Source organism: Citrobacter sp. Cpo100 (assembly GCF_030332595.1).
Taxonomy (GTDB): domain Bacteria; phylum Pseudomonadota; class Gammaproteobacteria; order Enterobacterales; family Enterobacteriaceae; genus Citrobacter; species Citrobacter portucalensis.
The window spans coordinates 44,268-69,670 of sequence record NZ_JAOWHM010000036.1; the positions used below are offsets into that span (position 1 = coordinate 44,268).

The window sequence follows — 25,403 nt, forward strand, 5'->3', positions numbered from 1 at the left end:
CGGAAGGTATAACAGCCATCCGGTGCATCACGCCCGATGCAGTAAATCCTGATAAATCCCCGTCAGTATCCCTTGTGGGCCAAACTCTTTTTTAATCCACTGAGTGACACGACCGGTTGCCGAATGCTGGGTTGCCAAAAGCATTCGTGAATCCTGACGTGGGTTGTGGATCTGCCGTGTCACCAGCAACGACTTTTCCATCGCCTCGCGCACCATATAGTCTGGCAGAAAACCGATGCCCTCCCCCAGGATCTGGCACTGGCACTTGGTATTAAAATCGGGAACCAGAATCGACTCTTGACCGTGTAACAGCCAACCGACTTTTTTGTTGATGGTGTGCGCGGTGTCTTCCACCATGATGTTCGGGTACAGGCGCAGTTGGCTCTCAGAGATGGGTTCAGGCATAAACGCCAGCGGATGATCCGGGGCAATCGCGAACGACCAACGGATCGCGCCGATCTCGGTGTAATCAATTCCGCCGCCGTCCAGTAATGTATCGGGCGCGCCAATGGCGATATTGGCCAGGTTATTGATGATCGAATCCCAGACGCCGTTATACACCTCTGTAGTGACGGTTATCTGGCAGGTTGGAAACTGTTTCTTGAGTACCTGCAGCAGCCTCGCCGTATGTTGAGGGGTATACAACAGCTGGTTAATGCAGATGCGCACCCGAGCCTCAATTCCCTGAGCGATGGTATCAATGCTGCGCTTGATGGCGTGGAAATCGTTGAGCAGGTCGGTCGCCTTACGAAACAGATAGCGTCCGGACTCGGTCAGCTCAATGCTGCGAGTACTGCGGGTAAACAGCACCACGTCGAGACCCATTTCCATGCGCTTAATGGTGTAACTAATTGCCGATGTGGTTAAGCCAAGCTCCTCCGCTGCCTTGCTGAAACTGCTATAGCGGGCAGCCATCGTAAATGCCAGTAGGTTTTCCTCGGTAAATATTGAATTCATCTTTCTCCCCTCCGGCGACAATGCGCATCCGCAACACGATGATTGTTGAATGTATTTGTAATCCTTATACAGAGCAATCAGTTTTGAACAGAATTTAACACTGGTTTTACATTTGATTTGAAGGCAATCACACTTCTGTATTTTAATTGCAGGCCGCTATCCGTGCAGCATACCGCCTGATTTTCCGGACTACTGATTAGTGGCTAAAAGGGCCCCAGCCATAAGGGAAAGATTGCACTACAGCACGTTTTGTCCTCATTGTTAAAATTGATTCAATAATCGATGCACTAACGATGAATGAAATTTAAGCGGATGTTATTCTCTGCACTCTGTTGCTATTCTCAGGTTATCGGATATTTAAAAAGTCTAAAAAACTGCAGGAGAGCGATTATGTCAGAGAAAGAACTCATTACTGAATTTCTGCTGGCGGCAGAACAGGGCAATGCCGATGGATTAAAATCCTGTCTGGCAAAAAATGTGGATATTAACGCCACCAACCGCCAGGGGCGTACTGCCATTATTATTGCCAGCCTGAATAAACATTATGACTGTGTTTCTTTATTGATTGCTGCGGGTGCCGATATTAATAAACAAGATCAAACTTGTTTTAACCCCTTCCTGATTAGCTGCCTGACTAATGATTTAACACTGTTGCGTACGGTATTACCGGCTGACCCCGACCTCAATTGCCTGAGCCGTTTTGGCGGCGTTGGTATTACACCTGCCAGCGAAAAAGGTCATGTCGAGATCGTGCGCGAACTACTGCTGCGTACCGATATCAATGTCAACCATACTAATTTTGTTGGCTGGACGCCGCTCCTGGAAGCCATCGTGCTGAATGACGGCGGTGCGAAGCAGCAGGAGATCGTTAAGCTGCTGCTCGACCATGGCGCAAACCCGCACATGACGGATAAATACGGCAAAACCCCGCTGGAACTGGCGCGAGAGAAAGGGTACCACGAAATTGCCGAGCTGCTGATTGCGGCCGGAGCCTGACACAGGAGCGCCATTATCGCTACGCCATCACGGCGATGCGTACGGGCGCTAACCGCAGACAGCGCGTTTCTCACTTTCCGGGGAACGGGACGGGTTGAACAGGTTTTTTCTCACGCGGTAAACCTGTTGATACCCGAACAGCAGCGGCTGTTGACGTTATTGAGTGAAGATTGTGATAACGCACCTAACAGCTGTCGGTTGGCGTTGACGCATTGTGAAGACCTGTTTCACCCCGGTGAGCGGGTCAATTTTAGCGGGTCGGGAATAGTTGTTGGCAATGATAAATGGATAGAAACCGCCGGTTGCCAGCTGTGGCGAATACCACGGTGGACATCTGATGCAGCAAGCCTTGCCGCAGTCGGCTGGCAGCACTGGGAAGAGGTTATCCGCCAACAGCTAAGAAGCGACGACACATTATTTCTGTACCGGGGTGACAATCCGTTTTATCAGGAAATCACCCGTCAATTACTCAACCGCCGACAAACATTACTGACGGCGTTGCGTACAGGAGAAAATATTACTACAGCGGTCAGCCATTTAATTGGCTTGGGGATAGGGCTGACGCCCTCATCGGATGATTATTTAGTAGGCTTAAGCACCATTTTATTTATTCCCGGACATCCGCTGAGGAAATATAGAGATGATTTTTTAGCGGCATTGCAACGTGCCGGAAATAATACAACGCTACTTAGTAAAATAACGCTAGAGGAAGCATTTAATCAGCGTTATCGGGAAAGCATCGGATGGCTGCTGAACCAATTTATTACTGAGCAACAACTCGTTTCTACGCAATATATTACTGACATTAAAAATATCGGTTCAAGTTCTGGCTGCGACATGCTGTATGGCATGGCGGATGCCTGCGCCCTGAGCCACAGGTCCGGAGGGAATTATGTCGATCAGGATAGTTGTTAAAAAGAACACGTATTTTGATTCTGTCTCACTGATGTCTATCTCCACGCGCGCAAATAAGCTCGATGGCGTTGAGCAGGCGTTTGTGGCTATGGCGACAGAGATGAATAAGGGCGTACTGAAGAATCTCGGCCTGCTGACGCCTGAGCTGGAAGAGGCGAAAAGTGGCGATCTGATGATTGTCATTAAAGGCACCAGCGAGGCGGCGAACGACCAAACGCTGATGGCGATTGACGATCTGTTTACGCATAAAGAGCAGGGTGGCCAGCATGAAGCGCGCTATGCCACGCTTGCCAGCGCGAAGAAGCATGTTCCTGAGAGCAATCTGGCGGTGATCTCGGTCAATGGCCTGTTTGCCGCGCGTGAAGCGCGCCAGGCGCTGCAAAATAACCTCAATGTGATGCTGTTCTCTGACAACGTCTCTCTTGAGGACGAGCTGGCGCTTAAGCAGCTGGCGCATGAAAAAGGACTGTTGATGATGGGGCCAGATTGCGGAACCGCCATCATTAACGGCGCTGCGCTGTGTTTTGGCAACGCGGTGCGTCGCGGCAACATCGGAATTATTGGTGCCTCCGGTACCGGCAGCCAGGAGCTGAGCGTACGCATTCACGAATTTGGCGGCGGAATTTCCCAGTTGATTGGCACAGGTGGACGCGATCTTAGCGAAAAGATTGGCGGCCTGATGATGCTTGACGCGATTGGCATGCTGGAGGCCGATCCGCAAACCGAGATCATCGCGCTTATCTCCAAACCGCCTGCGCCAGCGGTGGCGCGCAAGGTGCTGGAACGTGCGCGCGCCTGTCATAAGCCCGTGGTGGTGTGTTTCCTGGGCCGTGAAGCCGCGCCTGCGGATGAAAAAGGCCTGCAGTTTGCCCGCGGTACTAAAGAGGCGGCGTTGAAAGCGGTACTGCTGACCGGCGTGAAAAAAGAGAGTCTGGATCTACATCCGCTCAACTGGCCGCTGATTGAAGAGGTTCGCGCCCGTCTGACTCCACAGCAAAAGTACATCCGTGGCTTGTTCTGCGGCGGCACGTTGTGCGATGAGGCGATGTTTGCTGCCATGGAAAAACATGCCGAAGTTTACAGCAACATTCATCCGGATCCGGCGTTCCGCCTGAAAGATCTCAACCGCAGCGTGGCGCATACCTTCCTCGATTTCGGTGATGACGATTTTACCAATGGCAAACCGCACCCGATGATCGATCCCACCAACCGCATTAGTCGTCTGTTACAGGAAGCGCGCGATCCTGAAGTTGGCGTGATCGTGATGGACTTCGTCCTTGGATTTGGATCGCATGAAGATCCGGTTGGCGTGATGCTCGATGCGATCGTTGAAGCCAAAGCGATCGCCGTCGCAGACGGTCGTCCGCTTGAGATCCTCGGCTATGTGCTGGGAACCGATCTTGATACGCCGTCGCTGGAAAAACAGTGTCAGATGCTGACCGACGCCGGGGTTATCTGGGCGAGCAGTAGCACCAACACCGGATTGCTGGCGCGTGAATTTATCTGTAAAGGGGAGGAAGCCTGATGAGCCAGACACTGTTTAACCAGCCGCTGAACGTGATTAACGTTGGCATCGCGATGTTCAGCGATGACCTGAAAAAGCAGAACGTACCGGTGACCCAGCTCGACTGGACGCCGCCGGGGCAGGGCAACATGCAGGTCGTGGCTGCGCTGGACGACATTGCCGATTCGCCGCTGGCAGACAAAATCGCGGCCGCTAACCAGCAGGCGCTGGAACGCATTATCCAGTCGCATCCGGTGCTGATTGGCTATGACCAGGCGATCAACGTCGTGCCGGGCATGACCCGTAACACCATCCTGCACGCCGGGCCGCCAATCCGCTGGGAAAAAATGTGCGGCGCAATGAAGGGGGCGGTAACCGGGGCGCTGGTCTTTGAAGGGCTGGCGAAAGATCTGGATGAAGCCGCCGAACTGGCCGCCTCGGGTGAAATCATCTTCTCTCCGTGCCACGAGCATGACTGTGTCGGCTCGATGGCGGGCGTGACATCGGCATCGATGTTTATGCACATCGTCGAGAACAAAACCTATGGCAACCGCGCATATACCAATATGAGCGAGCAGATGGCGAAGATCCTGCGTATGGGTGCGAACGATCAGAGCGTTATCGATCGTTTGAACTGGATGCGCGATGTGCTGGGACCGATGCTGCGCGACGCTATGAAACTGGCGGGCGAAATCGATCTGCGCCTGATGCTGGCGCAGGCATTGCACATGGGTGATGAGTGCCATAACCGTAACAACGCCGGGACGGCGCTGCTGATTCAGGCGCTGACGCCGTGGATTATTCAGACCGGTTATCCGGTTGAGCAGCAACGTGAGGTGTTCGAGTTCGTCCTCAGTAGTGATTACTTCTCCGGACCGACCTGGATGGCGATGTGTAAAGCCGCAATGGACGCTGCACACGGTATTGAATACAGCACCGTGGTGACGACGATGGCGCGCAACGGCGTTGAGTTCGGTCTGCGCATTAGCGGCTTACCGGGCCAGTGGTTTACCGGTCCGGCGCAGCAGGTGATTGGGCCGATGTTTGCGGGCTACAAGCCGGAAGATTCCGGACGTGATATCGGCGATAGCGCGATAACAGAAACCTACGGCATTGGCGGTTTCGCGATGGCGACGGCACCGGCCATCGTAGCGCTGGTGGGCGGTACGGTCGAAGAGGCCGTTGATTTCTCTCGCCAGATGCGAGAAATCACTCTCGGCGAAAACCCCAACGTCACCATTCCACTGCTTGGTTTTATGGGCGTACCGACCGCTATCGATATTACGCGCGTAGGCAGCACTGGCATTCTGCCGGTGATCAACACCGCTATTGCGCACAAAGACGCGGGGATCGGCATGATCGGCGCCGGAATAGTTCACCCGCCGTTCGCCTGTTTTGAAAAGGCGATCCTCAACTGGCGCGACCGCTACTGCCAATAACAATAACCGGGGCTAACGCGGTTAGCCCCACAGTAGCGAAGCGAAAAACGTTGCTTACCTGCAGGGCTGGGCGATCTCCGCGATCGCAAATGATGCTTAACCTGTTAAGGATATTCCATGAACAGCATAAAACTAGAATGGAAACGTGGTGACTGGGCGGCTTACTTTGGGCTGATGACCAACAACCTGACTAACCTGCTGACAATGATGGGACTACTCATTTTTGTCGTCGGGATCCCTACCGAAATTGTCTATGGTCGCATTGCGCCTGCCTTTGGTCTGGCGGTGCTGGTGGCCAGCGTCTGCTACGCCTGGTTTGGCCTGCAGATGGCTAAGCACACCGGGCGTAACGACGTAACGGCGCTGCCGTCCGGACCGAGTGCACCGTCAATCTTCACCGTGACCTTCCTGGTGCTGATGCCGGTTTATCAGCAAACCAAAGATGCCAACTTCGCTATCCAGATAGCCCTGGTGTGGTGCTTTGTCGAAGCGTTGATCCTGGTCGGTGGCTCCTTCCTGGGCGAGACCATCCGCAAGATGATCCCGCGTACGGTACTGCTTTCTTGTCTGTCCGGCCTGGGGCTGTTGCTGCTGGCGATGAACCCGATGCTGCAGGCATTCGAAGCGCCGACGGTTTCTTTCATCGTCCTGTTGCTGATCTTCATTAACTGGTTCGGTAAGAAGCCGATTTTTGCCCGTATTCCTACCGGTTTACTGCTGCTGATTGCCGGTACGGCCCTGGCGTGGATCTCCGGTTTACAAAGCCCGGAAGCCATTAAAGCGTCGATGTCTTCCTTTGGCTTCAACCCGCCGGAAATTCATGTCGACAGCTTCCTGCAAGGTTTACCGCACGCACTGCCGTATCTGGCTTCTGCAGTTCCTTTGGGCCTGGCGAACTATATTTTTGACCTTGAGAACATTGAAAGTGCGCACGCGGCGGGCGATGAGTACAACACCCGTAAGGTCATGATGGCGAACGGCTTTGCCTCCATGCTCGGCTGCATGCTGGGTAACCCGTTCCCGGTGACCGTATATGTTGGGCATGCGGGCTGGAAAGCGATGGGCGCCAGCATCGGCTATACCCTCGCTTCAGGCATCACCATGTTCCTGGTCCCGCTGTTTGGGCTGGGCGCGTTTATGCTCGCCATTATTCCGATGACCGCGATAGTGCCAATTCTGGTGTTTATCGGCGTGGTGACCGCCAACCAGGTGGTGCGAGAAACGCCCAAAGTCGAGGTTCCCGTTATCTTCATCTGTCTGTTCCCGTGGATCGCCAACTGGGCATTGACCATCGTCAACAGCGTGATGGGTGCCGCCGGAACTTCCGCGGGGAAACTGGGTAGTGACTTGCTGCACAGCAAAGGTGTCTATTACGACGGACTGGTGCATCTGGGAAGCGGCGCACCGCTGGCCAGCATGCTTTGGGGCTGCGTCGCTATCTTCGCCATTATGAACAAGCCGCTGCGCGGCGCGATTGCCGCAGCCTTTGGCGCGCTGTTATCGCTGTTTGGCGTGATCCACTCCCCGGCGGTTGGCTTTGCGGAAGGCAGCTCAATGATGTTTGTTGTGGCCTACCTGATGATGAGCGGCATGTTTGTCCTCAAGCATGTTCTTGATAGCCGTGAAGCGGTGACTGCGCCTGAGCAGGAACCGACGAAAACGACCTGAATTGCCTGCAAGCGGAAGATAACACTATGAAAGAACTTGTGGTCGTTGCCATTGGCGGCAACAGCATTATCAAAGATAACGCCAGCCAGTCGATTGAACACCAGGCTGAAGCGGTGAAAGCGGTAGCGGATACGGTGCTGGAGATGCTGGCATCGGACTACAACATTGTGCTGACGCACGGTAACGGGCCACAGGTAGGGCTGGATCTGCGGCGTGCGGAAATCGCGCACGAGCGTGAAGGGCTGCCGCTTACCCCGCTGGCAAACTGCGTTGCCGATACGCAGGGCGGTATCGGTTATCTGATCCAACAGGCGCTGAATAACCGTCTGGCGCGGCGCGGTGAGCAGAGGGCAGTTACGGTGGTCACGCAGGTGGAGGTCGACAAAAACGATCCGGGCTTCGCTAATCCGACCAAGCCCATTGGAGCGTTCTTTAGCGAAGTGCAGCGTGATGAACTGCAGCGGGTCAATCCGGGCTGGCGCTTTGTTGAGGATTCGGGGCGCGGCTACCGTCGGGTAGTCGCCTCTCCACAACCGAAGCGCATTGTCGAGGCGGAGGCGATCAAAACGCTGACCCAGCAAGGCTTTGTGGTTATTGGCGCGGGCGGCGGCGGGATCCCGGTGGTGCGTAGCGATCAAGGGGATTACCAGAGCGTGGACGCGGTGATTGATAAAGATCTCTCCACGGCGCTACTGGCGCAGGAGATCCGCGCCGACATTTTGGTGATCACCACCGGCGTCGAGCAGGTCTGTATTCATTTTGGCAAACCCAACCAGCAGGCGCTGGATACAGTGGATGTTGCAACGATGACCCGTTACATGCAGGAGGGGCATTTCCCGCCTGGCAGCATGTTACCCAAGATCGTTGCCAGCCTGGCGTTTCTGGAGCGTGGCGGTAAACGAGTAATCATCACCACGCCGGAATGCCTGCCTGCCGCACTGCGCGGCGAAACGGGCACCCATATTGTCCATTCCTGAGAGGAGACGTGAATGAAGGAAAGTAACAGCCGCCGTGAATTTTTAAGCCAGAGCGGAAAAATGGTGACCGCTGCCGCGCTGTTTGGCGCGGTCGCTCCGGTCGCGTATGCTGCTAATCCTGTCGGGAACACCTGCGGGTCGAAGAGCACAATGACGATTAACGATAAACACTATTACCTGGATAACGTCCTGCTGGAAGCGGGCTTTGATTACGAAAACTCGGTGGTGGTGCACACCCGTACCGCGCTGCAAACCGTTGAAATCCAGGACGGAAAAATCGTTGCGCTGCGCGAGAATAAGCAGCATCCGGATGCGACGCTGCCCCACTATGATGCGGGTGGAAAGCTGATGCTGCCCGCCATGCGCGACATGCACATCCATCTGGATAAAACCTTTTACGGCGGCCCCTGGCGTTCGCTGAACCGTCCGGCTGGCACCACTATTCAGGATATGATCCGCCTGGAACAAAAGCTGCTGCCTGAACTCCAGCCTTATACGCAGGAGCGCGCAGAAAAGCTGATCGATCTGCTGCAATCAAAAGGCACCTCGATCGCCCGCAGCCACTGCAACATAGAACCGGTTTCCGGGCTGAAAAATCTCGAAAACCTGCAGGCGGTACTGGCGCGTCGTCAACCGGGTTTTGCCTGTGAAATCGTGGCATTTCCGCAGCATGGCCTGTTGTTATCAAAATCTGAACCGCTGATGCGCGAAGCGATGCAGGCGGGAGCGCATTACGTCGGCGGTCTGGACCCAACCAGCGTCGATGGGGCGATGGAAAAATCCCTCGACACCATGTTCCAGATTGCGCTGGATTACGATAAAGGTGTAGATATCCATCTGCATGAAACCAGTCCGGCGGGCGTGGCGGCGGTGAATTACATGGTGGAAACGGTGGAGAAAACGCCGCAGTTAAAGGGCAAACTGACCATCAGCCACGCGTTTGCGCTGGCAACGTTGAACGAACAGCAGGTTGACGCGCTGGCGACCCGTATGGCGGCGCAGCAGATTACCATTGCCTCGACGGTGCCGATCGGTACCTTGCACATGCCGCTCAAGCAGCTGCGCGATAAAGGCGTGGAAGTGATTACCGGAACTGACAGCGTAATTGATCACTGGTCGCCGTACGGGCTGGGAGACATGCTGGAGAAGGCGAATCTGTACGCCCAGCTCTATATTCGCCCCAATGAGCTTAACCTGTCGCGTGCGCTGTTTCTTGCCACAGGCGATGTGCTGCCGCTAAACGATAAAGGTGAGCGCGTCTGGCCAAAAGCGCAGGATGAAGCCAGCTTTGTACTGATGGATGCCTCCTGTTCGGCGGAAGCGGTCGCGCGAATTTCCCCACGCACCGCGACCTTCCATAAAGGGCAACTGGTGTGGGGGAATGTCGCAAGCTAGCCAGGTTTTACGCGCAGCGGCAATCGCTGCTGCGCTCTCTTGGTGTTAACCGACGATCCCCATATAGCCGTGAATCCCCATATATAAACCGACCATCGCAATGAGCACACTGGAAAAATAGGGTGCTTTGCGTGCCATCGTGTTAAATCCGCTCCAGCGTTTGGCCGCCTGCTGCACGCTGATTGCCGCTCCCACGCCCACCGTTACCAGCGTCAGCGCCAGCCCGAGGCTGAAGCACAGCACCATGGTCGCACCCAGCGTGAAGGCTTTGAGCTGGATGCAAATTAGCAGCACCGTAATGGCGGCTGGGCACGGGATTAGCCCGCCGGTCAGACCGAACAATAATATTTGGCCGTTGGTGACCTCTTTGCCCGCAAAGCGGCGCTGAATATCGGTGGCATGGGCCCGTTCGTGGGCATCCTGATACTCTTTCGAGCCTTCGGTGAGTCCTGCCAGTGCGGCATGGTCGTGATTATGCTCGTGTTCGTGATGATGATGGTGATGATCGTCATCGTGGTCATGATGATGGTCGTCATGATCATGGTGGTGGTGATGCTCGTGATTGTGGTCGTGATGCGTCTGGGCCAGCCAGTTCTGCTCTCCCTGCCAGGTTCGCCAGAACATCCAGAATGCGGTCCCGAGAATAATAATCGCCGAGACAAACTGCAGCCAGGGCTCAACGGCCTGGGCAGTAAACGCTTTGCTGATATACATCCCGCCGAGCGCAATCAGCCATACCACGGCGGTATGCGACAGCGTTGCTGCCAGCCCCAGCATCACCGCCTGTTTGATGGTCCCCTTAATGGCAATAATAAAGGCCGCCATCATCGTCTTGGAATGCCCCGGTTCCAGACCGTGCAACACACCCAATAGAATCGCGCTGGGAATGAAAAACCAGGCGTTACCTTGCTGAAGAAGCGTAGAAAACTCACCCATGAGAATGATTCTTAGTTGTTTAATTTCGCCTGATTCTACTCCCCCCCAGTATCAAATACTACCCCCCAGTAGAATGTCGATGGTATTGTCCCTACAGCCAGACGTTAAAAAGGTAAAGTTATGTCACATACGATCCGCGACAAACAAAAGCTGAAAGCCCGAACCAGCAAGATTCAGGGGCAGGTAGCGGCGTTGAAAACCATGCTGGATGAACCGCATGAATGCGCGGCAGTATTGCAGCAAATAGCGGCGATCCGCGGGGCAGTAAACGGATTAATGCGTGAAGTGATTAAAGGTCATCTGACCGAGCACATTGTGCATCAGGGCGATGAAATTAAGCGCGAAGAGGATTTGGATGTGGTCCTGAAAGTGCTGGATTCGTACATCAAATAAGTCAGTTTAACGGCTCATCCGCTTACTGGAATGAGCCGCTAAACAACACGTTCTAGCCAAAAAACATCACAGATACGCACAGCAGACCGACAATCAGGGTGATCAGATTACCCACTGAACGGTATGGCTTCAGCGCCGGGATCAGATAGGTAGACAATGTCGGCATGATAAACAAAATCATGGCAATCAGCGGGCCGCTTATCGCGTAAATCATTGAAATAGCATTAGGATTAATGCAGCAGATGATAAACGTGATAGCCGAGACAAGCATGATGGACAGAGCGCGGTTAAAGGCCCGGCTTTTCTTCACACCCACCTGATGCAACGACGTTTTTACTACCTCCGTTGCCCCTTCAATCACGCCAAAGTAGGTGCCGAGGAACGATTTTGACATCGCGACAACGGCAACGATGATCCCGGAAATCGACAGCCATGCCGGTGCGTTTGGCATCATCGACAGCGCGGAAAGAATCGTCACGCCTTCATTTTTCGCGTCTTCGATATAGTTTGTCGGAATCGAAAGCAAGCAGCTGAAGACGAAAAACAGTACGCTCAGGCAGATGATGACGTAGGCTACCTTCATGATTTTTTTGCATTTACCCATGGCCTGCTCGCCGTATTTCTCTCGTCTGTCGATGGCGAACGTAGAGATAATTGGCGTATGGCTAAAAGCGAAAACCATCACGGGAATAGATATCCAAACCTGATGAAGCGTGTGCTGATCGAAAGACATCTGGCCGGTGAGTAGCGTTGGCTGCCAGCTTCCGGTCAGGTAGAGCGAAAGGAACAAAAAGTACGCGATGAGCGGGAACACCAAAAAGCCCATGACCCGAATAGTGGCTTGTCGGCCCATCAGAAAAATCAGGTTCAGCACCAGCACCACGCCAAGGCTGACCAACATGCGGATCCGCAGATCGATAGTGATATGTTTTGCCAGCTGTTCAGTGAGTGAATTGGTTATCGCTACGGCGTAGATCAGCACCACCACAAAGAAGGCAATAAAATAGAGGGTGGTGATCAGGCTGCCAATCTTCTTGCCGTAGTAGTGGGTAACCGCGCCAGTGATCCCTTCACCAGCCGACGTTTTTGAGGACAGGATAAACTGACACAGCGCCTTGTGCGGCCAGTAGGTTAAAGGCCAGGCGACGAGTGCGGTGATAAACAATACCACCGCGCCTGCAGAACCCAGCTGTATGGGTAGGAATAGGGTTCCTGCGCCGACGGCAGTCCCATATAGTGCGAAGCTCCAGAGAGTCTCTTCTTTTGACCAAAATTTCGACATTATTTGAACGTATCAACTATAAAATAAACAAAAAGAAGCGCAATTTACCACAAATGGCAGGGGCTGGGGGAGGTGTGAACAAGCGGGCGAGTGAATGGGACAATAGCCGGAACCGAGAAGATTCCGACTATTATTTTAATTATCAGGCAGTAACGCGCTGCTGGCGGCGCTTCATAACGCGCTCGCGTAACGTGTCATAAGCCCAGTTATAGAACATGGTGTACGGCAGGAAGAACAGGAAGAAACCTATTTCCAGCGTGAATGCCTGAACCAGGCTGACGTTCAGCACATACGCCACGATGCTCACCCCGATCACAATAAAACCGCTCTCGAAGCCTAAGGCGTGAAATGCTCGCACTTTCGCCGTACGTTTTACCTGGTGTGACGGCCACAAACGGTCAAACAGGGCGTTATAAATGATATTCCAGATCATCGCTGTGGTGGCGAGAAGAATGGTCAGTCCGCCCATTTCCAGCACCGAGCGCTGCATCAACCATGCGGTGGTTGGTGCGAGGATCGCGGTGGCAATGCCTTCAAAGCAGACGGCATGAAAAATACGCTCCACTAACGAGCGGCGTTGGACAGTATCGTGTTGCATAACCTAAAACCTTCTTTGATGCCCGGATAACGGAATGGTGGCAATTTTATCGTTTTATGTGATATCTAAAAGATAGTATCCATCGATAAAGTAGATAGCTCATGCGTTATTCTCCTGAAGCATTAACGGCATTTGTGGAGACCGTTTCCTGCGGTTCATTTTCTGCGGCGGCCCGGCGGCTGCGTAAAAGCCAGTCCACTATCAGTACGGCCATTGCGCATCTGGAAGCCGATCTTGGTTTTGCGCTGTTTGACCGCTCATCCCGCCAGCCAACGCTGACCGAGGAAGGTAAGCGGGTGTTGGGCTATGTGCAGGCTATTCTGACGGCCAGCGAACGTCTCGATGAGGCGGCGATCTCGCTGTCGGGTGAAACTGAGGCGCGTCTGACCTTTGTGCTGTCTGACACGCTGCATCCGGATGTGCTGGAAGAGTTGATGGTGCAGTTTGATCGCAAGTTTCCCCATACCGAGTTTGAATGCCTGATTGGCGAAGATGAAGACGTGATCGATCTGCTGCAAAAAGGACGTGCTCAAGTGGGGTTGATCGAGGCGCGGGAAGATTACCCGACCGACATGGGCGTTACGCGTCTGCCGATGCAAACCTGGATGGGATTATACGTTGCAGCGTCGCATCCGCTCGCGGCTCAAGAAAAACTGCAGTGGGAGCAGCTACACACCTGGCGCGAGCTGCGTTTGAATACCTATCTGGAAAGCGGCACCAACGTGGCGCGCGGCCCCGTCTGGTCTGCTCCTAACTATCTGTTATTGCTAAGTATGGCTGTTCAGGGATTCGGCTGGTGCGCGCTCCCTTGTGCGCTGGTGGAGGAGTTTGCGGCAGAAAAACCACTGGTGCAATTAAAGATGCCTGGCTGGCCAAAGGCTATCTCTATCGATCTGTTGTGGAATAAGAAATCACCGCCTGGTGTGGCAGGAAGTTGGCTGCGTGACCATTTACAGCAGAGTGGCGTTCAGATGACCAATAAGTGATACGAATTTCCTTTGTGATAAAAATCACCGTTTTTAAACAACCTTGATAACTATTTTTAACAATCATCTACTATTGCGGTGTTATTTTGCGCTGAGGTAGTGATGAAAGAGGTTGTGATCGTCGGGGCTTTAAGGACACCGATTGGCTGCTTCCAGGGGACGCTGGCGCGCCACTCTGCCGTTGAGTTAGGCAGCATGGTGGTCAAGGCGTTACTGGAACGCACGGGCGTGGACGTTCACGCTGTGGATGAAGTGATCCTCGGACAGGTGCTTACCGCAGGTGCCGGGCAGAACCCTGCGCGTCAGTCTGCCATCAATGGTGGGCTACCCAATACCGTTTCAGCCATCACCATTAACGATGTCTGTGGCTCGGGTCTGAAAGCGCTGCATCTGGCGACCCAGGCTATCCAGTGTGGCGAAGCCGACATTGTGATTGCGGGCGGGCAAGAGAATATGAGCCGTGCACCGCATGTCCTTACCGATAGCCGCACTGGCGCACAGCTGGGGAACAGCCAACTGGTCGACAGCCTGGTACATGACGGTCTGTGGGATGCCTTCAACGATTATCACATGGGCGTTACTGCGGAAAACCTGGCGCGAGAATACGGAATCAGCCGCGAATTGCAGGATGCCTACGCGCTGCACTCGCAGCACAAAGCGCGGATGGCAATTGATGCCGGACGCTTTAAAGATGAAATCGTGCCGGTGGTAACACAGCGTAATGGGCAATCGTTCGTGGTGGACACCGACGAACAACCGCGTACCGATGCCAGCGCCGAGGGGCTGGCGCGTCTGGATCCTACCTTTGACAGACTCGGTTCGGTAACGGCGGGTAACGCGTCATCCATCAACGACGGTGCCGCTGCGGTGATGATGATGAGCGAGGCCAAGGCGCAGGAACTTAACTTACCTGTGTTGGCCCGTATTCGCGCCTTTGCCAGCGTCGGAGTCGACCCTGCGCTCATGGGGATTGCGCCAGTGTATGCAACACGCCGCTGCCTTGAGCGTGTGGGCTGGCAACTGGCTGATGTTGATCTTATCGAAGCTAATGAAGCCTTCGCCGCGCAGGCATTATCCGTTGGGAAAATGCTGGAGTGGGATGAACGGCGGGTGAATGTGAACGGCGGGGCCATTGCGCTCGGCCATCCGATTGGCGCATCTGGCTGTCGTATTCTGGTTTCGCTGGTGCATGAAATGGTGAAACGTCGGGCGCACAAGGGTCTGGCAACGCTGTGTATTGGTGGCGGTCAGGGGGTGGCGCTCGCTATCGAACGAGACTAATTTCCCTTCGATTTCTCTGCTTTAACGCCTTTTCTGATGACTTTCTCCTGCATCTATAAAAAAGCCCTCCAACAGGAGGGCAAGGCCAGTTACAGAAACATACACTCTAAACCCTGCCAACATATCAAAACGTTGTTTCATTTCATGTGATTGATAGCGCACTTTGTTAGAAAAGGTGTGTGAACGACGTATGAGTCTGACTGTATTTTTAATATCTTATCCCTGCCACTAATGATCTACTTTTTTGTATTTTCATCTATCTAATTGTTTTAAATAATTTTATTTGAACAATTTTTGCGATTTATATGCGCTAGCGTGATCGCACTTACACTTTTGATAATAAGATGCGGAAAAAGTGAAACATCGTTTTAGTTGTAATTGAAAACACATTCAGGGAGGGATATCATGAGCGCATAAGATAAAACGGAACAGCGTTTTGCTATTCGTTTAAGCATTCACGGTCAATTTATCACTGGAGGTAAATGTGGACGTAAGACAAAGCATCCATAGTGCGCATGCGAAAACCCTGGACACTCTGGGGCTGCGTAATGAGTTTTTGGTCGAAGAAGTGTTTGTCGCAGATGAATACACCATGGTCTACAGCCACATCGACCGCATCATTGTTGGCGGCATTATGCCAGTGGCCAAAACCGTCTCTGTGGGTGGCGAAGTCGGCAAACAGCTGGGCGTAACCTATTTCCTCGAACGTCGTGAGCTGGGTGTGATCAATATCGGCGGCCCGGGCACGATTACCGTTGACGGCCAGTGCTATGAAATTGGTCATCGCGACGCGCTGTACGTCGGAAAAGGGGCAAAAGAAGTGGTATTCGCCAGTATTGATACGGCGAAACCGGCGAAGTTTTACTACAACTGCGCGCCGGCACACACGACTTACCCAACTAAGAAAGTCACGCCTGCAGACGTTGCGCCAGTGACGCTGGGCGATAACCTCACCAGTAACCGTCGTACCATCAACAAATACTTTGTGCCGGATGTTCTGGAAACCTGCCAGTTGAGCATGGGTCTGACTGAACTGGCACCGGGTAACCTGTGGAACACCATGCCGTGTCATACCCATGAACGTCGTATGGAAGTCTATTTCTACTTCAATATGGAAGAAGACACCTGTGTCTTCCACATGATGGGTCAGCCTCAGGAAACGCGTCATATTGTGATGCACAACGAGCAGGCGGTGATTTCTCCAAGCTGGTCTATTCACTCCGGCGTCGGCACAAAAGCTTATACGTTCATTTGGGGCATGGTCGGCGAAAACCAGGTCTTTGATGATATGGACCATGTTGCAGTAAAAGATCTGCGCTAGTTGCGGGCGACAGCCGTGCCTGCTGCGGCGGGCATTATAAAAAATTAAGGATTTACAATGATTTTGAATGCATTCTCTCTTGAAGGTAAAGTCGCCGTTGTGACCGGTTGTGACACAGGTTTGGGTCAGGGTATGGCGCTGGGCCTGGCTGAAGCGGGCTGCGATATCGTCGGTATCAATATTGTTGAACCGACAGAAACCATCGAACGCGTGACCGCACTGGGCCGCCGTTTTTTAAGCCTGACCGCCGATCTGCGTCAAATCGATGGTATTCCGGCGCTGCTGGAGCGCGCAGTGGCAGAATTCGGCCATATTGATATTCTGGTCAACAACGCGGGTCTTATCCGTCGTGACGATGCGATCGACTTCAGCGAAAAAGACTGGGATGACGTGATGAACCTGAATATTAAGAGCGTGTTCTTTATGTCTCAGGCCGCGGCGAAGCACTTTATCGCTCAGGGTAACGGCGGCAAAATTATCAATATCGCCTCTATGCTTTCCTTCCAGGGCGGGATCCGCGTGCCGTCTTACACCGCATCTAAAAGCGGCGTAATGGGTGTTACCCGTCTGATGGCGAACGAGTGGGCAAAACATAACATCAACGTCAACGCGATTGCACCAGGTTACATGGCGACGAATAACACCCAACAGCTGCGTGCTGATGAGCAGCGTAGCGCAGAGATCCTCGATCGTATCCCGGCGGGGCGTTGGGGTTTACCGAGCGACCTGATGGGGCCTGTCGTGTTCCTGGCGTCCAGCGCATCTGACTATATCAACGGCTATACCGTTGCAGTAGATGGCGGCTGGCTGGCACGTTAATTCACTTTCCAGAACCGTTAAACCCTGCCCTCTGGCAGGGTTTTTTATATTCGGATTAATAAAATCCATATTGTGGTTATAAATTATTCCATATTAAATTTCATACGTATAAATTTATTGTTTTTAATATCCTTTAATATCAACAAATTAAATTTAATTGAGTGATTGTCGGTAAATTTTAAAATTGGAATATCCATCACATAACCATGTGGTGTAGCTATTTAATCCATGTTTTTGCCGTTTCCCGCCTGACGCTTCCTGCAAGGGATCCCTTACTTTCAATGGCATGGTTACTCTGTATCTGGCAGGAAAAAATGGTCTCAATAAATAATGATGCTGCTTTAGCGCCGCGCCCAGTACGCGATACGCGACGTATGAATATGTTTGTTTCTATCTCTGCGGCTGTCGCAGGGTTGTTATTCGGCCTGGATATTGGCGTGATTGCTGGCGCGTTGCCTTTTATCACCGATCACTTTGTGTTGACCAGCCGCCTGCAGGAGTGGGTGGTAAGCAGCATGATGCTGGGTGCGGCAATTGGTGCGCTGTTTAACGGTTGGTTGTCATTCCGCCTGGGGCGCAAATACAGCCTGATGGCGGGCGCGATCCTTTTCGTCGTCGGATCTCTGGGCTCGGCGTTTGCCTCCAGCGTAGAAATGCTCATTTTTGCTCGCGTGGTGCTGGGCGTAGCGGTGGGGATCGCGTCTTACACCGCACCGCTCTATCTCTCTGAAATGGCCAGCGAAAACGTGCGTGGCAAGATGATCAGTATGTATCAGTTGATGGTGACGCTGGGCATCGTTCTGGCCTTTTTGTCCGATACCGCGTTCAGCTACAGCGGTAACTGGCGCGCTATGCTGGGCGTGCTGGCGCTTCCGGCTGTATTGCTGATTATTCTGGTTGTTTTCTTGCCCAACAGCCCGCGCTGGCTGGCGGAGAAAGGTCGCCACATCGAAGCTGAAGAAGTACTGCGCATGTTGCGCGATACGTCAGAAAAAGCCCGCGATGAGCTGAACGAAATCCGTGAAAGCCTGAAGCTGAAGCAGGGTGGTTGGGCGCTGTTTAAAATTAACCGTAACGTGCGTCGTGCGGTTTTCCTCGGAATGTTACTGCAGGCGATGCAGCAGTTCACCGGGATGAACATCATCATGTACTACGCGCCGCGCATTTTTAAAATGGCGGGTTTTACCACCACAGAGCAGCAGATGATTGCCACGCTGGTAGTTGGCTTAACGTTTATGTTCGCCACCTTTATTGCCGTCTTCACGGTCGACAAAGCAGGACGTAAACCGGCGCTGAAAATTGGTTTCAGCGTAATGGCTATCGGGACGCTGGTGCTTGGTTATTGCCTGATGCAGTTTGATAACGGCACGGCTTCCAGTGGGCTATCCTGGCTGTCAGTTGGTATGACGATGATGTGTATTGCAGGCTATGCGATGAGCGCCGCACCGGTGGTGTGGATCCTGTGTTCGGAAATTCAGCCACTGAAATGCCGTGATTTTGGTATTACCTGCTCCACCACCACCAACTGGGTGTCGAACATGATCATTGGCGCAACGTTCCTGACGCTGCTCGACAGCATTGGCGCCGCCGGTACGTTCTGGCTTTATACCGCGCTGAACGTTGTGTTTATCGGTATTACGTTCTGGCTGATTCCAGAAACCAAAAACGTCACGCTGGAGCATATCGAACGTAAGCTGATGGCGGGCGAGAAGTTAAGAGATATTGGGGTGTAAGTCAGACAAGCATGCCGGATGGCGCTTCAGCCTTGTCCGGCCTGCGAGTGGAGTCTCTTACAGGCCGGGAAAGCGTCAACGCGACCCGGCTTTTTTATTTAGCACCTTACCCGTGCAGAAAATCTTCGCGAATTGGGGTAAAGGTATCCAGCAGCGTTCCCGGTTTTAAGCAGACGCAGCCATGCATAATGTTGGGCTGTTTATACAGAGTATCGCCCGCCCTAACGATATGTTTCTCTTCGCCGATGGTAAATTCAAACTCACCGGACAACACGTAAGTCAGCTGCTCATGCGGATGATTGTGCATCGGGCCGATTGCGCCTTGCTCGAAGTTCACCTCAACCGCCATCATGTTACCGCCGTGAGCAAGAATGCGCCGGGTAACGCCATTGCCCAGATCGTCAAGCGTGGTCTCTTTATGAAAAATAAACATCCGGCCTTCCTGTAATTAATTAAAACAGTGTTTCATTAAAGCTATATCAGAAAATTAAAAAAAGAAATGCACGCCAACAGATGTGGAAAGTTGATCACATCTTTGGTTCACTGGAGAGACAACAACGAGTCAGGGGAAATGATGAAAACGATCGGTCTGTTAGGCGGTATGAGCTGGGAATCTACCATTCCTTATTATCGACTCATCAATGAAGGCATAAAACAGCGTCTGGGCGGTCTGCATTCTGCGCAGATTCTGTTGCACAGCGTGGATTTTCACGAGATTGAAGTCTGCCAGTCAAGCGGTGACTGGCAGCGAGCCGGTGAGATCCTCGCGCAGGCCGCCACAGGGCTACAGCAAGCCGGGGCGCAAGGAATTGTGCTGTGTACCAACACCATGCACAAAGTTGCTGAGGCGATTGAAAGCGCCTGTGACGTGCCGTTTCTGCATATTGCTGACGCGACGGGTCGGGCGATACAAAAGCAGCAGATGAACAACGTGGCGTTACTGGGTACGCGTTACACCATGGAGCAGGATTTTTACCGCGGGCGTTTACAGACTGAATTCGGCATTAGCACGTTGATCCCTGAAGCTGATGATCGTCAGAAAATAAACCAGATTATTTTCGATGAGCTGTGTCTCGGTGAATTCAGCGAGGCTTCCCGCGATTATTACCTGGGCGTCATCGACCAACTGGCGAAACAGGGGGCGCAAGGGGTGATCTTTGGCTGTACCGAGATTGGTCTGCTGGTTCCCACCGAGCTAAGCCCACTACCGGTTTTCGACACCGCGGCAATCCATGCGCAAGATGCGGTGGCGTTTATGCTTTCGGCTGTGGATGCAAAATAGCCTCCAGCGGGTCAATAAGCCTCGGTAGATGGGCCTGCAGATGCGCCGTAAAAGCATCAACCAGCGCCGAGGCGGGGCGATGAAGCGGGTGAATCAGGCTGACTGTAAAGGGTACCGAAATACTGAAGCGGCGGATAACGACTCCGCTGCTGGCGTAATCCAGCGCGGTCAGTGGGTTCACCACCGAGATCCCCACGCCTGCCCGTACCATTGCACAAATTGAAGCGGCGCTATGGGTTTCAATCACCATGCGGCGCTTCACCTGGTGCTCATTAAACAGGGTATCCAGTAGCTGACGGTAGCTGTCGGTGCGCGACAGGCTGATGTAGTTTTCTCCCTGAAAATCCTGCGGCGTTAACACCGCTTTCTTAGTCAGCGGATGGCCCTGCGGCAGCACGCACACTTCATCCAGCGCCAGCAATTCGGTGCGTTTCGTTCCGGCAGGCGTATGCAGCGTTTCCGTTAACCCCAGATCGTGGCGCTGCGCCGACAGCCACTCTTCCAGCAGCGGTGACTCCTGCGGCACTATCTGAATATTGACCTGTGGATAGCGTGCGAGGAATGGCTGCAGCAGCGGCGGTAAAAAAGACTGTGAGAATACCGGCAGGCAAACAATCGACAATTCGCCCTGGCGAAACTCGCGCAGGCTTTCGGCGGCGCTCACAATTCTGTCCAGGCCATACCACGAACGTTGCACCTCTTCAAACAGACGTAACCCTTGCACGGTTGGGTGCAGTCGGCCACGCGTACGTTCAAACAGCGTTAATCCCAGCACTTTCTCGAATCGGGCCAGTTCCCGGCTGACGGTGGGCTGCGAGGTATGTAGCATGCGCGCGGCTTCTGTCAGATTGCCTGCCGTCATGATGGCGTGAAAAATTTCGATGTGTCGCAGGTTAACGGCGGGCATGGGCAATCCTCGAATGATTCAATCCATATCATTTTTGCATAGACTCACGATAAAACGATATTTTTTATTCTTTTCGGGCTGTGGCGTAATCATAAAAAAGCCAATACCGGAGCACACCATGCCACGCCCACTCAATAGTACTGACACTGACCTGACCGCCGACAACCTGCTGCGCCTGCCTGCCGAATTCGGCTGCCCGGTGTGGGTCTATGATGCGCAGATTATCCGCGGGCAGATTGCCAAATTGAGTCAGTTTGACGTGGTGCGTTTCGCCCAAAAGGCATGTTCGAATATTCATATTTTGCGCCTGATGCGCGAGCAGGGCGTGAAGGTTGATTCCGTCTCGCTTGGCGAAATTGAACGTGCGTTGGCGGCAGGCTTCGTACCGGGGAAAGATGAAATCGTCTTTACCGCCGATATGATTGATGAAGCGACGCTCGCGCGGGTGCATGAATTGCGCATTCCGGTAAATGCCGGGTCGGTGGATATGCTGGAACAACTGGGCCAGGTCTCGCCGGGCCATCGCGTGTGGCTACGCGTAAACCCTGGCTTTGGGCATGGGCACAGTCAGAAAACCAATACCGGCGGCGAAAACAGCAAGCACGGGATCTGGTATAGCGATCTTCCCGCGGCGCTGGAGGTGATTCAGCGCTATAAGCTGAAGCTGGTGGGGATTCATATGCATATCGGCTCCGGCGTGGACTATGCGCATCTGGAGCAGGTGTGTGGTGCGATGGTGCGCCAGGTGGTTGAATTTGGCCAGGATCTGGAGGCGATCTCCGCGGGTGGCGGTTTATCAATCCCGTATCGCGAAGGCGAAGAGGCGATCGATACCGATCACTACTTTGGATTGTGGAACGCTGCGCGTGAACAGATTGCTAAACACCTGGGTCACCCGGTCGCGCTTGAGATAGAGCCAGGTCGTTTTCTGGTCGCGGAAGCCGGTGTGTTAGTGGCGCAGGTGCGTAGCGTAAAAGAGATGGGTAGCCGCCACTTTGTGCTGATCGATGCGGGCTTCAACGATCTAATGCGCCCGGCCATGTACGGTAGTTATCACCATATCTCCGCGCTGGCAGGGGATGGTCGCTCTCTGGAACACACCCCACAACGGGAAACCGTGGTAGCCGGGCCGCTGTGCGAATCCGGCGACGTGTTTACCCAGCAGGAAGGCGGAAATGTGGAAACCCGTCTGTTGCCTGCGGTGGTGCCGGGCGATTATCTGGTGCTGCATGATACTGGGGCGTACGGCGCGTCAATGTCGTCAAACTACAATAGCCGTCCGCTGCTGCCGGAGGTTTTGTTCGATAACGGCGTGGCGCGGCTAATTCGCCGTCGCCAGACCATTGATGAGCTGTTAGCGCTGGAATTAATCTGATTACAGCGTTGTGAAATGCCGGATGACGCTACGCTTATCCGGCCTACGAGATTAACTGCGGGGCCTGTAGGCCGGATAAGGCGCTTGCGCCGCCATCCGGCATTTGATTACTTAAAGTATGGCCCGAGCGTTACTGAGTCACGTAGTACCAGTTTGCCGGTAAACGGTGGGATTGGCTCGACGCTCTCGCCGTTGGCCAGCCGAATAGCCTGGTCGATTGCCGTGGTTATCATGGTATCAATCGGTAGATAAACGGTAGACAGCCCCGGCTCCAGCCATTTGGCGCTGGGCGCATCATCAAAACCAAACAGTGAGACGTCCGTTGGGATCCTCAGCCCGGCCTGATGTAACGCTTTTGATGCGCCTAATGCCATGTCATCGTTACAGGCGAACAGGGCGCTAAATTTTACCCCTTCCTCCAGCAGTTCACGGCAGGCCTCATAGCCTCGCGTCATCGTGGAGTCGCCGTATTTGACCTTATCGGGATCCCAGGGAATACCGTTTTTTTCCAGCGCCTTACGATACCCCATCAGGCGGGATTTACCGGTAGGCGTATGACCTGGCACAGTGATACAAGCAATATCGCTATGGCCCTGCGAGATCAGATAATTGACCGCCTGATAGGCCGCGTCTTCCTGTTCAAAGAAAATTGCGCGATCGCGGGCCTGGCTGACATCACGGTTGATGACCAGCAAGGGCATAGCAATGCTGTTCATCAACGACATAATCGCCTTTTCACTCATATAGCGGGTATAGAGAATAATGGCGTCGCACTGCCTGTCCGCCAGCATTTGCACGGCTTCCTGCTCACGCTCTGGTGTGTCGTGGCCGTCGGTGACGATCAACTGCTTGCCGTGAGATTCCGTCTGGCGTGAAGCCTGTTGCAGCAGGCGGCCAAAGTAGAATCCATCAAATGTGGAAACTACCAGACCAATGCTGTTGCTGGTGCGGTTTGCCAAAGAGCGCGCTAAAAAATTAGGCCGATAATCAAGTGCCTGCATGGCCTTAAACACTTTCTGGCGCGTGCTCTCTTTTACCTGACCCGTGCCATTCAGTACGCGCGAAACGGTCGCTTTTGAGACGCCTGCGTGTCGTGAAACGTCCAACATCGTAGTCATAACGCTATCCTGGTTATTCGTTTGACGATGAATTCCCCGGCTCTGTCAGCGTCGAAACGGAATGGCGACGCACCAGAGTTGGGTTAAAAACGTGGGTAATTTCAGGCACGGGACGCTTCTCCGCCAGCGCGAGCGCCAGTTCGGCAGCCTGGGTTGCCATCGTCACGATCGGGTAGCGCACCGTGGTCAGACGCGGGCGCACGTAGCGGGAAACCAGCACATCATCAAAACCAATCAGCGAGATTTCTCCCGGCACATCAATGCCGTTATCATTCAATACGCCCATGGCACCAGCCGCCATTGAGTCGTTGTAGCAGGCTACCGCAGTGAAGTTTTTGCCACGGCCAAGTAACTCGGTCATAGCCTGTTCACCGCCGCTTTCATCCGGTTCACCAAACGTTACTAGTCGATCGCTGACAGGAATATTGCTCTCTGCCAGCGCGTCGTAATAGCCTTGCAGACGATCTTCCGCATCTGAAATCGTGTGATTGGAGCACAGATAACCAATGCGCGTATGGCCCTGCTGAATGAGGTGTCGGGTCGCGAGCCAGGCGCCGAAACGGTCATCAAGGGCAACGCAACGTTGTTCGAATCCCGGCAGAATTCGGTTAATCAATACCATGCCGGGGATTTGCTTCATGAGTGATGCCAGCTCAGCATCCGGGATAATTTTTGCGTGGACAACAAGGGCTGCGCAGCGGTGGCGAATGAGCTGTTCAATCGCCTGTCGTTCCTTCTGTTCGTTATGGTAGCCGTTACCAATCAGTAAAAAATTACCGGTGTTATACGCCACCTGCTCGACAGCTTTAACCATTGCCCCAAAAAATGGATCGGACACATCTCCAACCACCAGACCGATGGTTTCAGTGGATTGTTGTGCCAGCGCACGCGCATTGGCGTTGGGGTGGTAGCTGAGTGATTCCATTGCACTCGTTACGGCCAGGCGCGATGCTTCGCTGGCTTTAGGGGAATCATTAATCACTCGAGAAACGGTGGCGACTGATACACCAGCTAGTCGGGCTACATCCTTTATGGTCGCCATGATAGTACCTGTTGTGGGTAAACGCTTACATTCCGTCAGTGTTACGGAAAATGGCTGGCTGTTCAAGCAGATTGCCCGTCAGAACGTCGCAAATGTGAGCGCACACGAGCGAAGTAAGACAGAAAATAGAAAATGCTAATTTTTGCTTACACTTTGCGATGTGCTGTTGCGATTGTTCGCTGGTGAGAGAACTGAGCAGATTGCTAGAGTTGAGATCCCAGAGGTATTGATAGGTGAAATCAACTTTCGGGTTGATCACTAGAATTACACCAGCCTGCGCAGATGCGCAGGTTTTTTTTTATCTTCAGCCTATCTGTAACAGTAACCGATAATTTACACAACTCGTTGCATTTGGGTTCATTCCTTTGCGTTTTCGCACTGGCGTATCTGGCTGCTGACGACCACAATCAAGATCCCAGAGGTATTGATTGGTGAGATTATTCGGTACGCACTTCGTACCTGTCTCTTGCACCAACCTG

At 53.3% G+C, this 25,403-nt stretch carries 23 protein-coding genes; 15 read left to right on the forward strand and 8 right to left on the reverse strand.

What is annotated here, in order from left to right; all coding sequences use genetic code 11:
* Window positions 1–27: 27 nt before the first annotated feature.
* Window positions 28–957: a LysR substrate-binding domain-containing protein gene (locus tag OGX96_RS14940; RefSeq protein ID WP_003825551.1), complete on the reverse strand. Its 930-nt coding sequence runs from the start codon at window positions 955–957 to the stop codon at window positions 28–30.
* Between the two features lie 390 nt (window positions 958–1,347).
* Here OGX96_RS14940 and OGX96_RS14945 point away from each other — a divergent pair, with 390 nt between their 5' ends.
* The 7 genes from OGX96_RS14945 to OGX96_RS14975 all read left to right on the forward strand — a co-directional run bounded on the left by OGX96_RS14945 (window position 1,348) and on the right by OGX96_RS14975 (window position 9,851).
* Window positions 1,348–1,953 (forward strand): ankyrin repeat domain-containing protein, encoded by a 606-nt coding sequence (locus OGX96_RS14945; protein WP_008785731.1) that lies wholly within the window; start codon window positions 1,348–1,350, stop codon window positions 1,951–1,953.
* Between the two features lie 15 nt (window positions 1,954–1,968).
* Window positions 1,969–2,868: an oxamate carbamoyltransferase subunit AllH family protein gene (locus tag OGX96_RS14950; protein WP_502872645.1), complete on the forward strand. Its 900-nt coding sequence runs from the start codon at window positions 1,969–1,971 to the stop codon at window positions 2,866–2,868.
* Entirely contained in the window at window positions 2,846–4,393 is a 1,548-nt protein-coding gene (fdrA, locus tag OGX96_RS14955) for an acyl-CoA synthetase FdrA (RefSeq protein WP_198801777.1), read from the forward strand. The genes OGX96_RS14950 and fdrA overlap by 23 nt, the downstream gene beginning before the upstream one ends.
* Window positions 4,393–5,811 (forward strand): YlbE family protein, encoded by a 1,419-nt coding sequence (locus tag OGX96_RS14960; protein WP_008785728.1) that lies wholly within the window; start codon window positions 4,393–4,395, stop codon window positions 5,809–5,811. Before fdrA ends, OGX96_RS14960 begins: the two co-directional genes overlap by 1 nt.
* Before the next feature lie 117 nt (window positions 5,812–5,928).
* A complete protein-coding gene (locus OGX96_RS14965; RefSeq protein ID WP_003825560.1) occupies window positions 5,929–7,479 on the forward strand; it encodes a hypothetical protein in 1,551 nt (516 codons plus the stop codon).
* 26 nt (window positions 7,480–7,505) lie between these two features.
* Window positions 7,506–8,456, forward strand: a complete 951-nt coding sequence (locus OGX96_RS14970) for a carbamate kinase family protein (protein WP_008785727.1) — start codon at window positions 7,506–7,508, stop codon at window positions 8,454–8,456.
* A 12-nt stretch (window positions 8,457–8,468) separates the two neighbouring features.
* The gene (locus OGX96_RS14975) at window positions 8,469–9,851 is read left to right on the forward strand and encodes an amidohydrolase family protein (protein ID WP_198801778.1); all 1,383 of its coding nucleotides are present in this window, start codon (window positions 8,469–8,471) and stop codon (window positions 9,849–9,851) included.
* A gap of 45 nt (window positions 9,852–9,896) precedes the next feature.
* On the opposite strand, the gene OGX96_RS14980 is transcribed toward OGX96_RS14975, so the two are convergent.
* A complete protein-coding gene (locus OGX96_RS14980) occupies window positions 9,897–10,787 on the reverse strand; it encodes a nickel/cobalt efflux protein RcnA (protein ID WP_153752315.1) in 891 nt (296 codons plus the stop codon).
* A gap of 120 nt (window positions 10,788–10,907) precedes the next feature.
* Between OGX96_RS14980 and rcnR the strand changes: the two genes are divergently transcribed.
* Entirely contained in the window at window positions 10,908–11,180 is a 273-nt protein-coding gene (gene rcnR, locus OGX96_RS14985) for a Ni(II)/Co(II)-binding transcriptional repressor RcnR (protein WP_003825567.1), read from the forward strand.
* Between the two features lie 52 nt (window positions 11,181–11,232).
* On the opposite strand, the gene OGX96_RS14990 is transcribed toward rcnR, so the two are convergent.
* Window positions 11,233–12,462: an amino acid permease gene (locus tag OGX96_RS14990; protein ID WP_008785724.1), complete on the reverse strand. Its 1,230-nt coding sequence runs from the start codon at window positions 12,460–12,462 to the stop codon at window positions 11,233–11,235.
* Between the two features lie 142 nt (window positions 12,463–12,604).
* Window positions 12,605–13,060, reverse strand: coding sequence for a multidrug/biocide efflux PACE transporter (locus OGX96_RS14995; RefSeq protein WP_149385076.1), 456 nt, complete (start codon window positions 13,058–13,060; stop codon window positions 12,605–12,607).
* Window positions 13,061–13,161: 101 nt separating this feature from the next.
* Here OGX96_RS14995 and OGX96_RS15000 point away from each other — a divergent pair, with 101 nt between their 5' ends.
* The 5 genes from OGX96_RS15000 (at window position 13,162) to araE (ending at window position 19,200) form a co-directional block, all read left to right on the forward strand.
* Window positions 13,162–14,046 (forward strand): LysR family transcriptional regulator, encoded by an 885-nt coding sequence (locus tag OGX96_RS15000; RefSeq protein WP_008785722.1) that lies wholly within the window; start codon window positions 13,162–13,164, stop codon window positions 14,044–14,046.
* A 102-nt stretch (window positions 14,047–14,148) separates the two neighbouring features.
* On the forward strand, window positions 14,149–15,327 hold the full coding sequence (locus OGX96_RS15005) for an acetyl-CoA C-acetyltransferase (protein WP_032944867.1): 1,179 nt from the start codon (window positions 14,149–14,151) through the stop codon (window positions 15,325–15,327).
* Window positions 15,328–15,811: 484 nt separating this feature from the next.
* Window positions 15,812–16,648, forward strand: coding sequence for a 5-dehydro-4-deoxy-D-glucuronate isomerase (gene kduI, locus OGX96_RS15010; RefSeq protein ID WP_286583509.1), 837 nt, complete (start codon window positions 15,812–15,814; stop codon window positions 16,646–16,648).
* Window positions 16,649–16,705: 57 nt separating this feature from the next.
* Window positions 16,706–17,467, forward strand: a complete 762-nt coding sequence (kduD, locus tag OGX96_RS15015; RefSeq protein ID WP_003033923.1) for a 2-dehydro-3-deoxy-D-gluconate 5-dehydrogenase KduD — start codon at window positions 16,706–16,708, stop codon at window positions 17,465–17,467.
* Between the two features lie 314 nt (window positions 17,468–17,781).
* Window positions 17,782–19,200 carry an arabinose-proton symporter AraE gene (gene araE / locus OGX96_RS15020; protein WP_003033926.1) on the forward strand — a complete coding sequence of 473 codons (1,419 nt, stop codon included), beginning with the start codon at window positions 17,782–17,784 and terminating at the stop codon, window positions 19,198–19,200.
* Window positions 19,201–19,306: 106 nt separating this feature from the next.
* Here araE and OGX96_RS15025 read toward each other — a convergent pair whose 3' ends face one another.
* Complete coding sequence (locus OGX96_RS15025; RefSeq protein ID WP_003825583.1) at window positions 19,307–19,633, reverse strand: cupin domain-containing protein; 327 nt, start codon at window positions 19,631–19,633, stop codon at window positions 19,307–19,309.
* A 141-nt stretch (window positions 19,634–19,774) separates the two neighbouring features.
* On the opposite strand from OGX96_RS15025, the gene OGX96_RS15030 reads away from it, so the two are divergent.
* Complete coding sequence (locus OGX96_RS15030; RefSeq protein ID WP_048236705.1) at window positions 19,775–20,482, forward strand: aspartate/glutamate racemase; 708 nt, start codon at window positions 19,775–19,777, stop codon at window positions 20,480–20,482.
* Here the strand turns inward: OGX96_RS15030 and OGX96_RS15035 are convergent.
* The gene (locus tag OGX96_RS15035; RefSeq protein WP_008785717.1) at window positions 20,454–21,389 is read right to left on the reverse strand and encodes a LysR family transcriptional regulator; all 936 of its coding nucleotides are present in this window, start codon (window positions 21,387–21,389) and stop codon (window positions 20,454–20,456) included. The genes OGX96_RS15030 and OGX96_RS15035 overlap by 29 nt on opposite strands.
* A gap of 118 nt (window positions 21,390–21,507) precedes the next feature.
* Here OGX96_RS15035 and lysA point away from each other — a divergent pair, with 118 nt between their 5' ends.
* Complete coding sequence (gene lysA / locus OGX96_RS15040) at window positions 21,508–22,764, forward strand: diaminopimelate decarboxylase (protein WP_032944862.1); 1,257 nt, start codon at window positions 21,508–21,510, stop codon at window positions 22,762–22,764.
* 107 nt (window positions 22,765–22,871) lie between these two features.
* Here the strand turns inward: lysA and OGX96_RS15045 are convergent, their stop codons facing one another.
* Entirely contained in the window at window positions 22,872–23,882 is a 1,011-nt protein-coding gene (locus OGX96_RS15045) for a LacI family DNA-binding transcriptional regulator (protein ID WP_008785715.1), read from the reverse strand.
* Between the two features lie 13 nt (window positions 23,883–23,895).
* Window positions 23,896–24,924, reverse strand: coding sequence for an HTH-type transcriptional regulator GalR (galR, locus tag OGX96_RS15050; RefSeq protein WP_048215625.1), 1,029 nt, complete (start codon window positions 24,922–24,924; stop codon window positions 23,896–23,898).
* Window positions 24,925–25,403 lie beyond the last annotated feature (479 nt).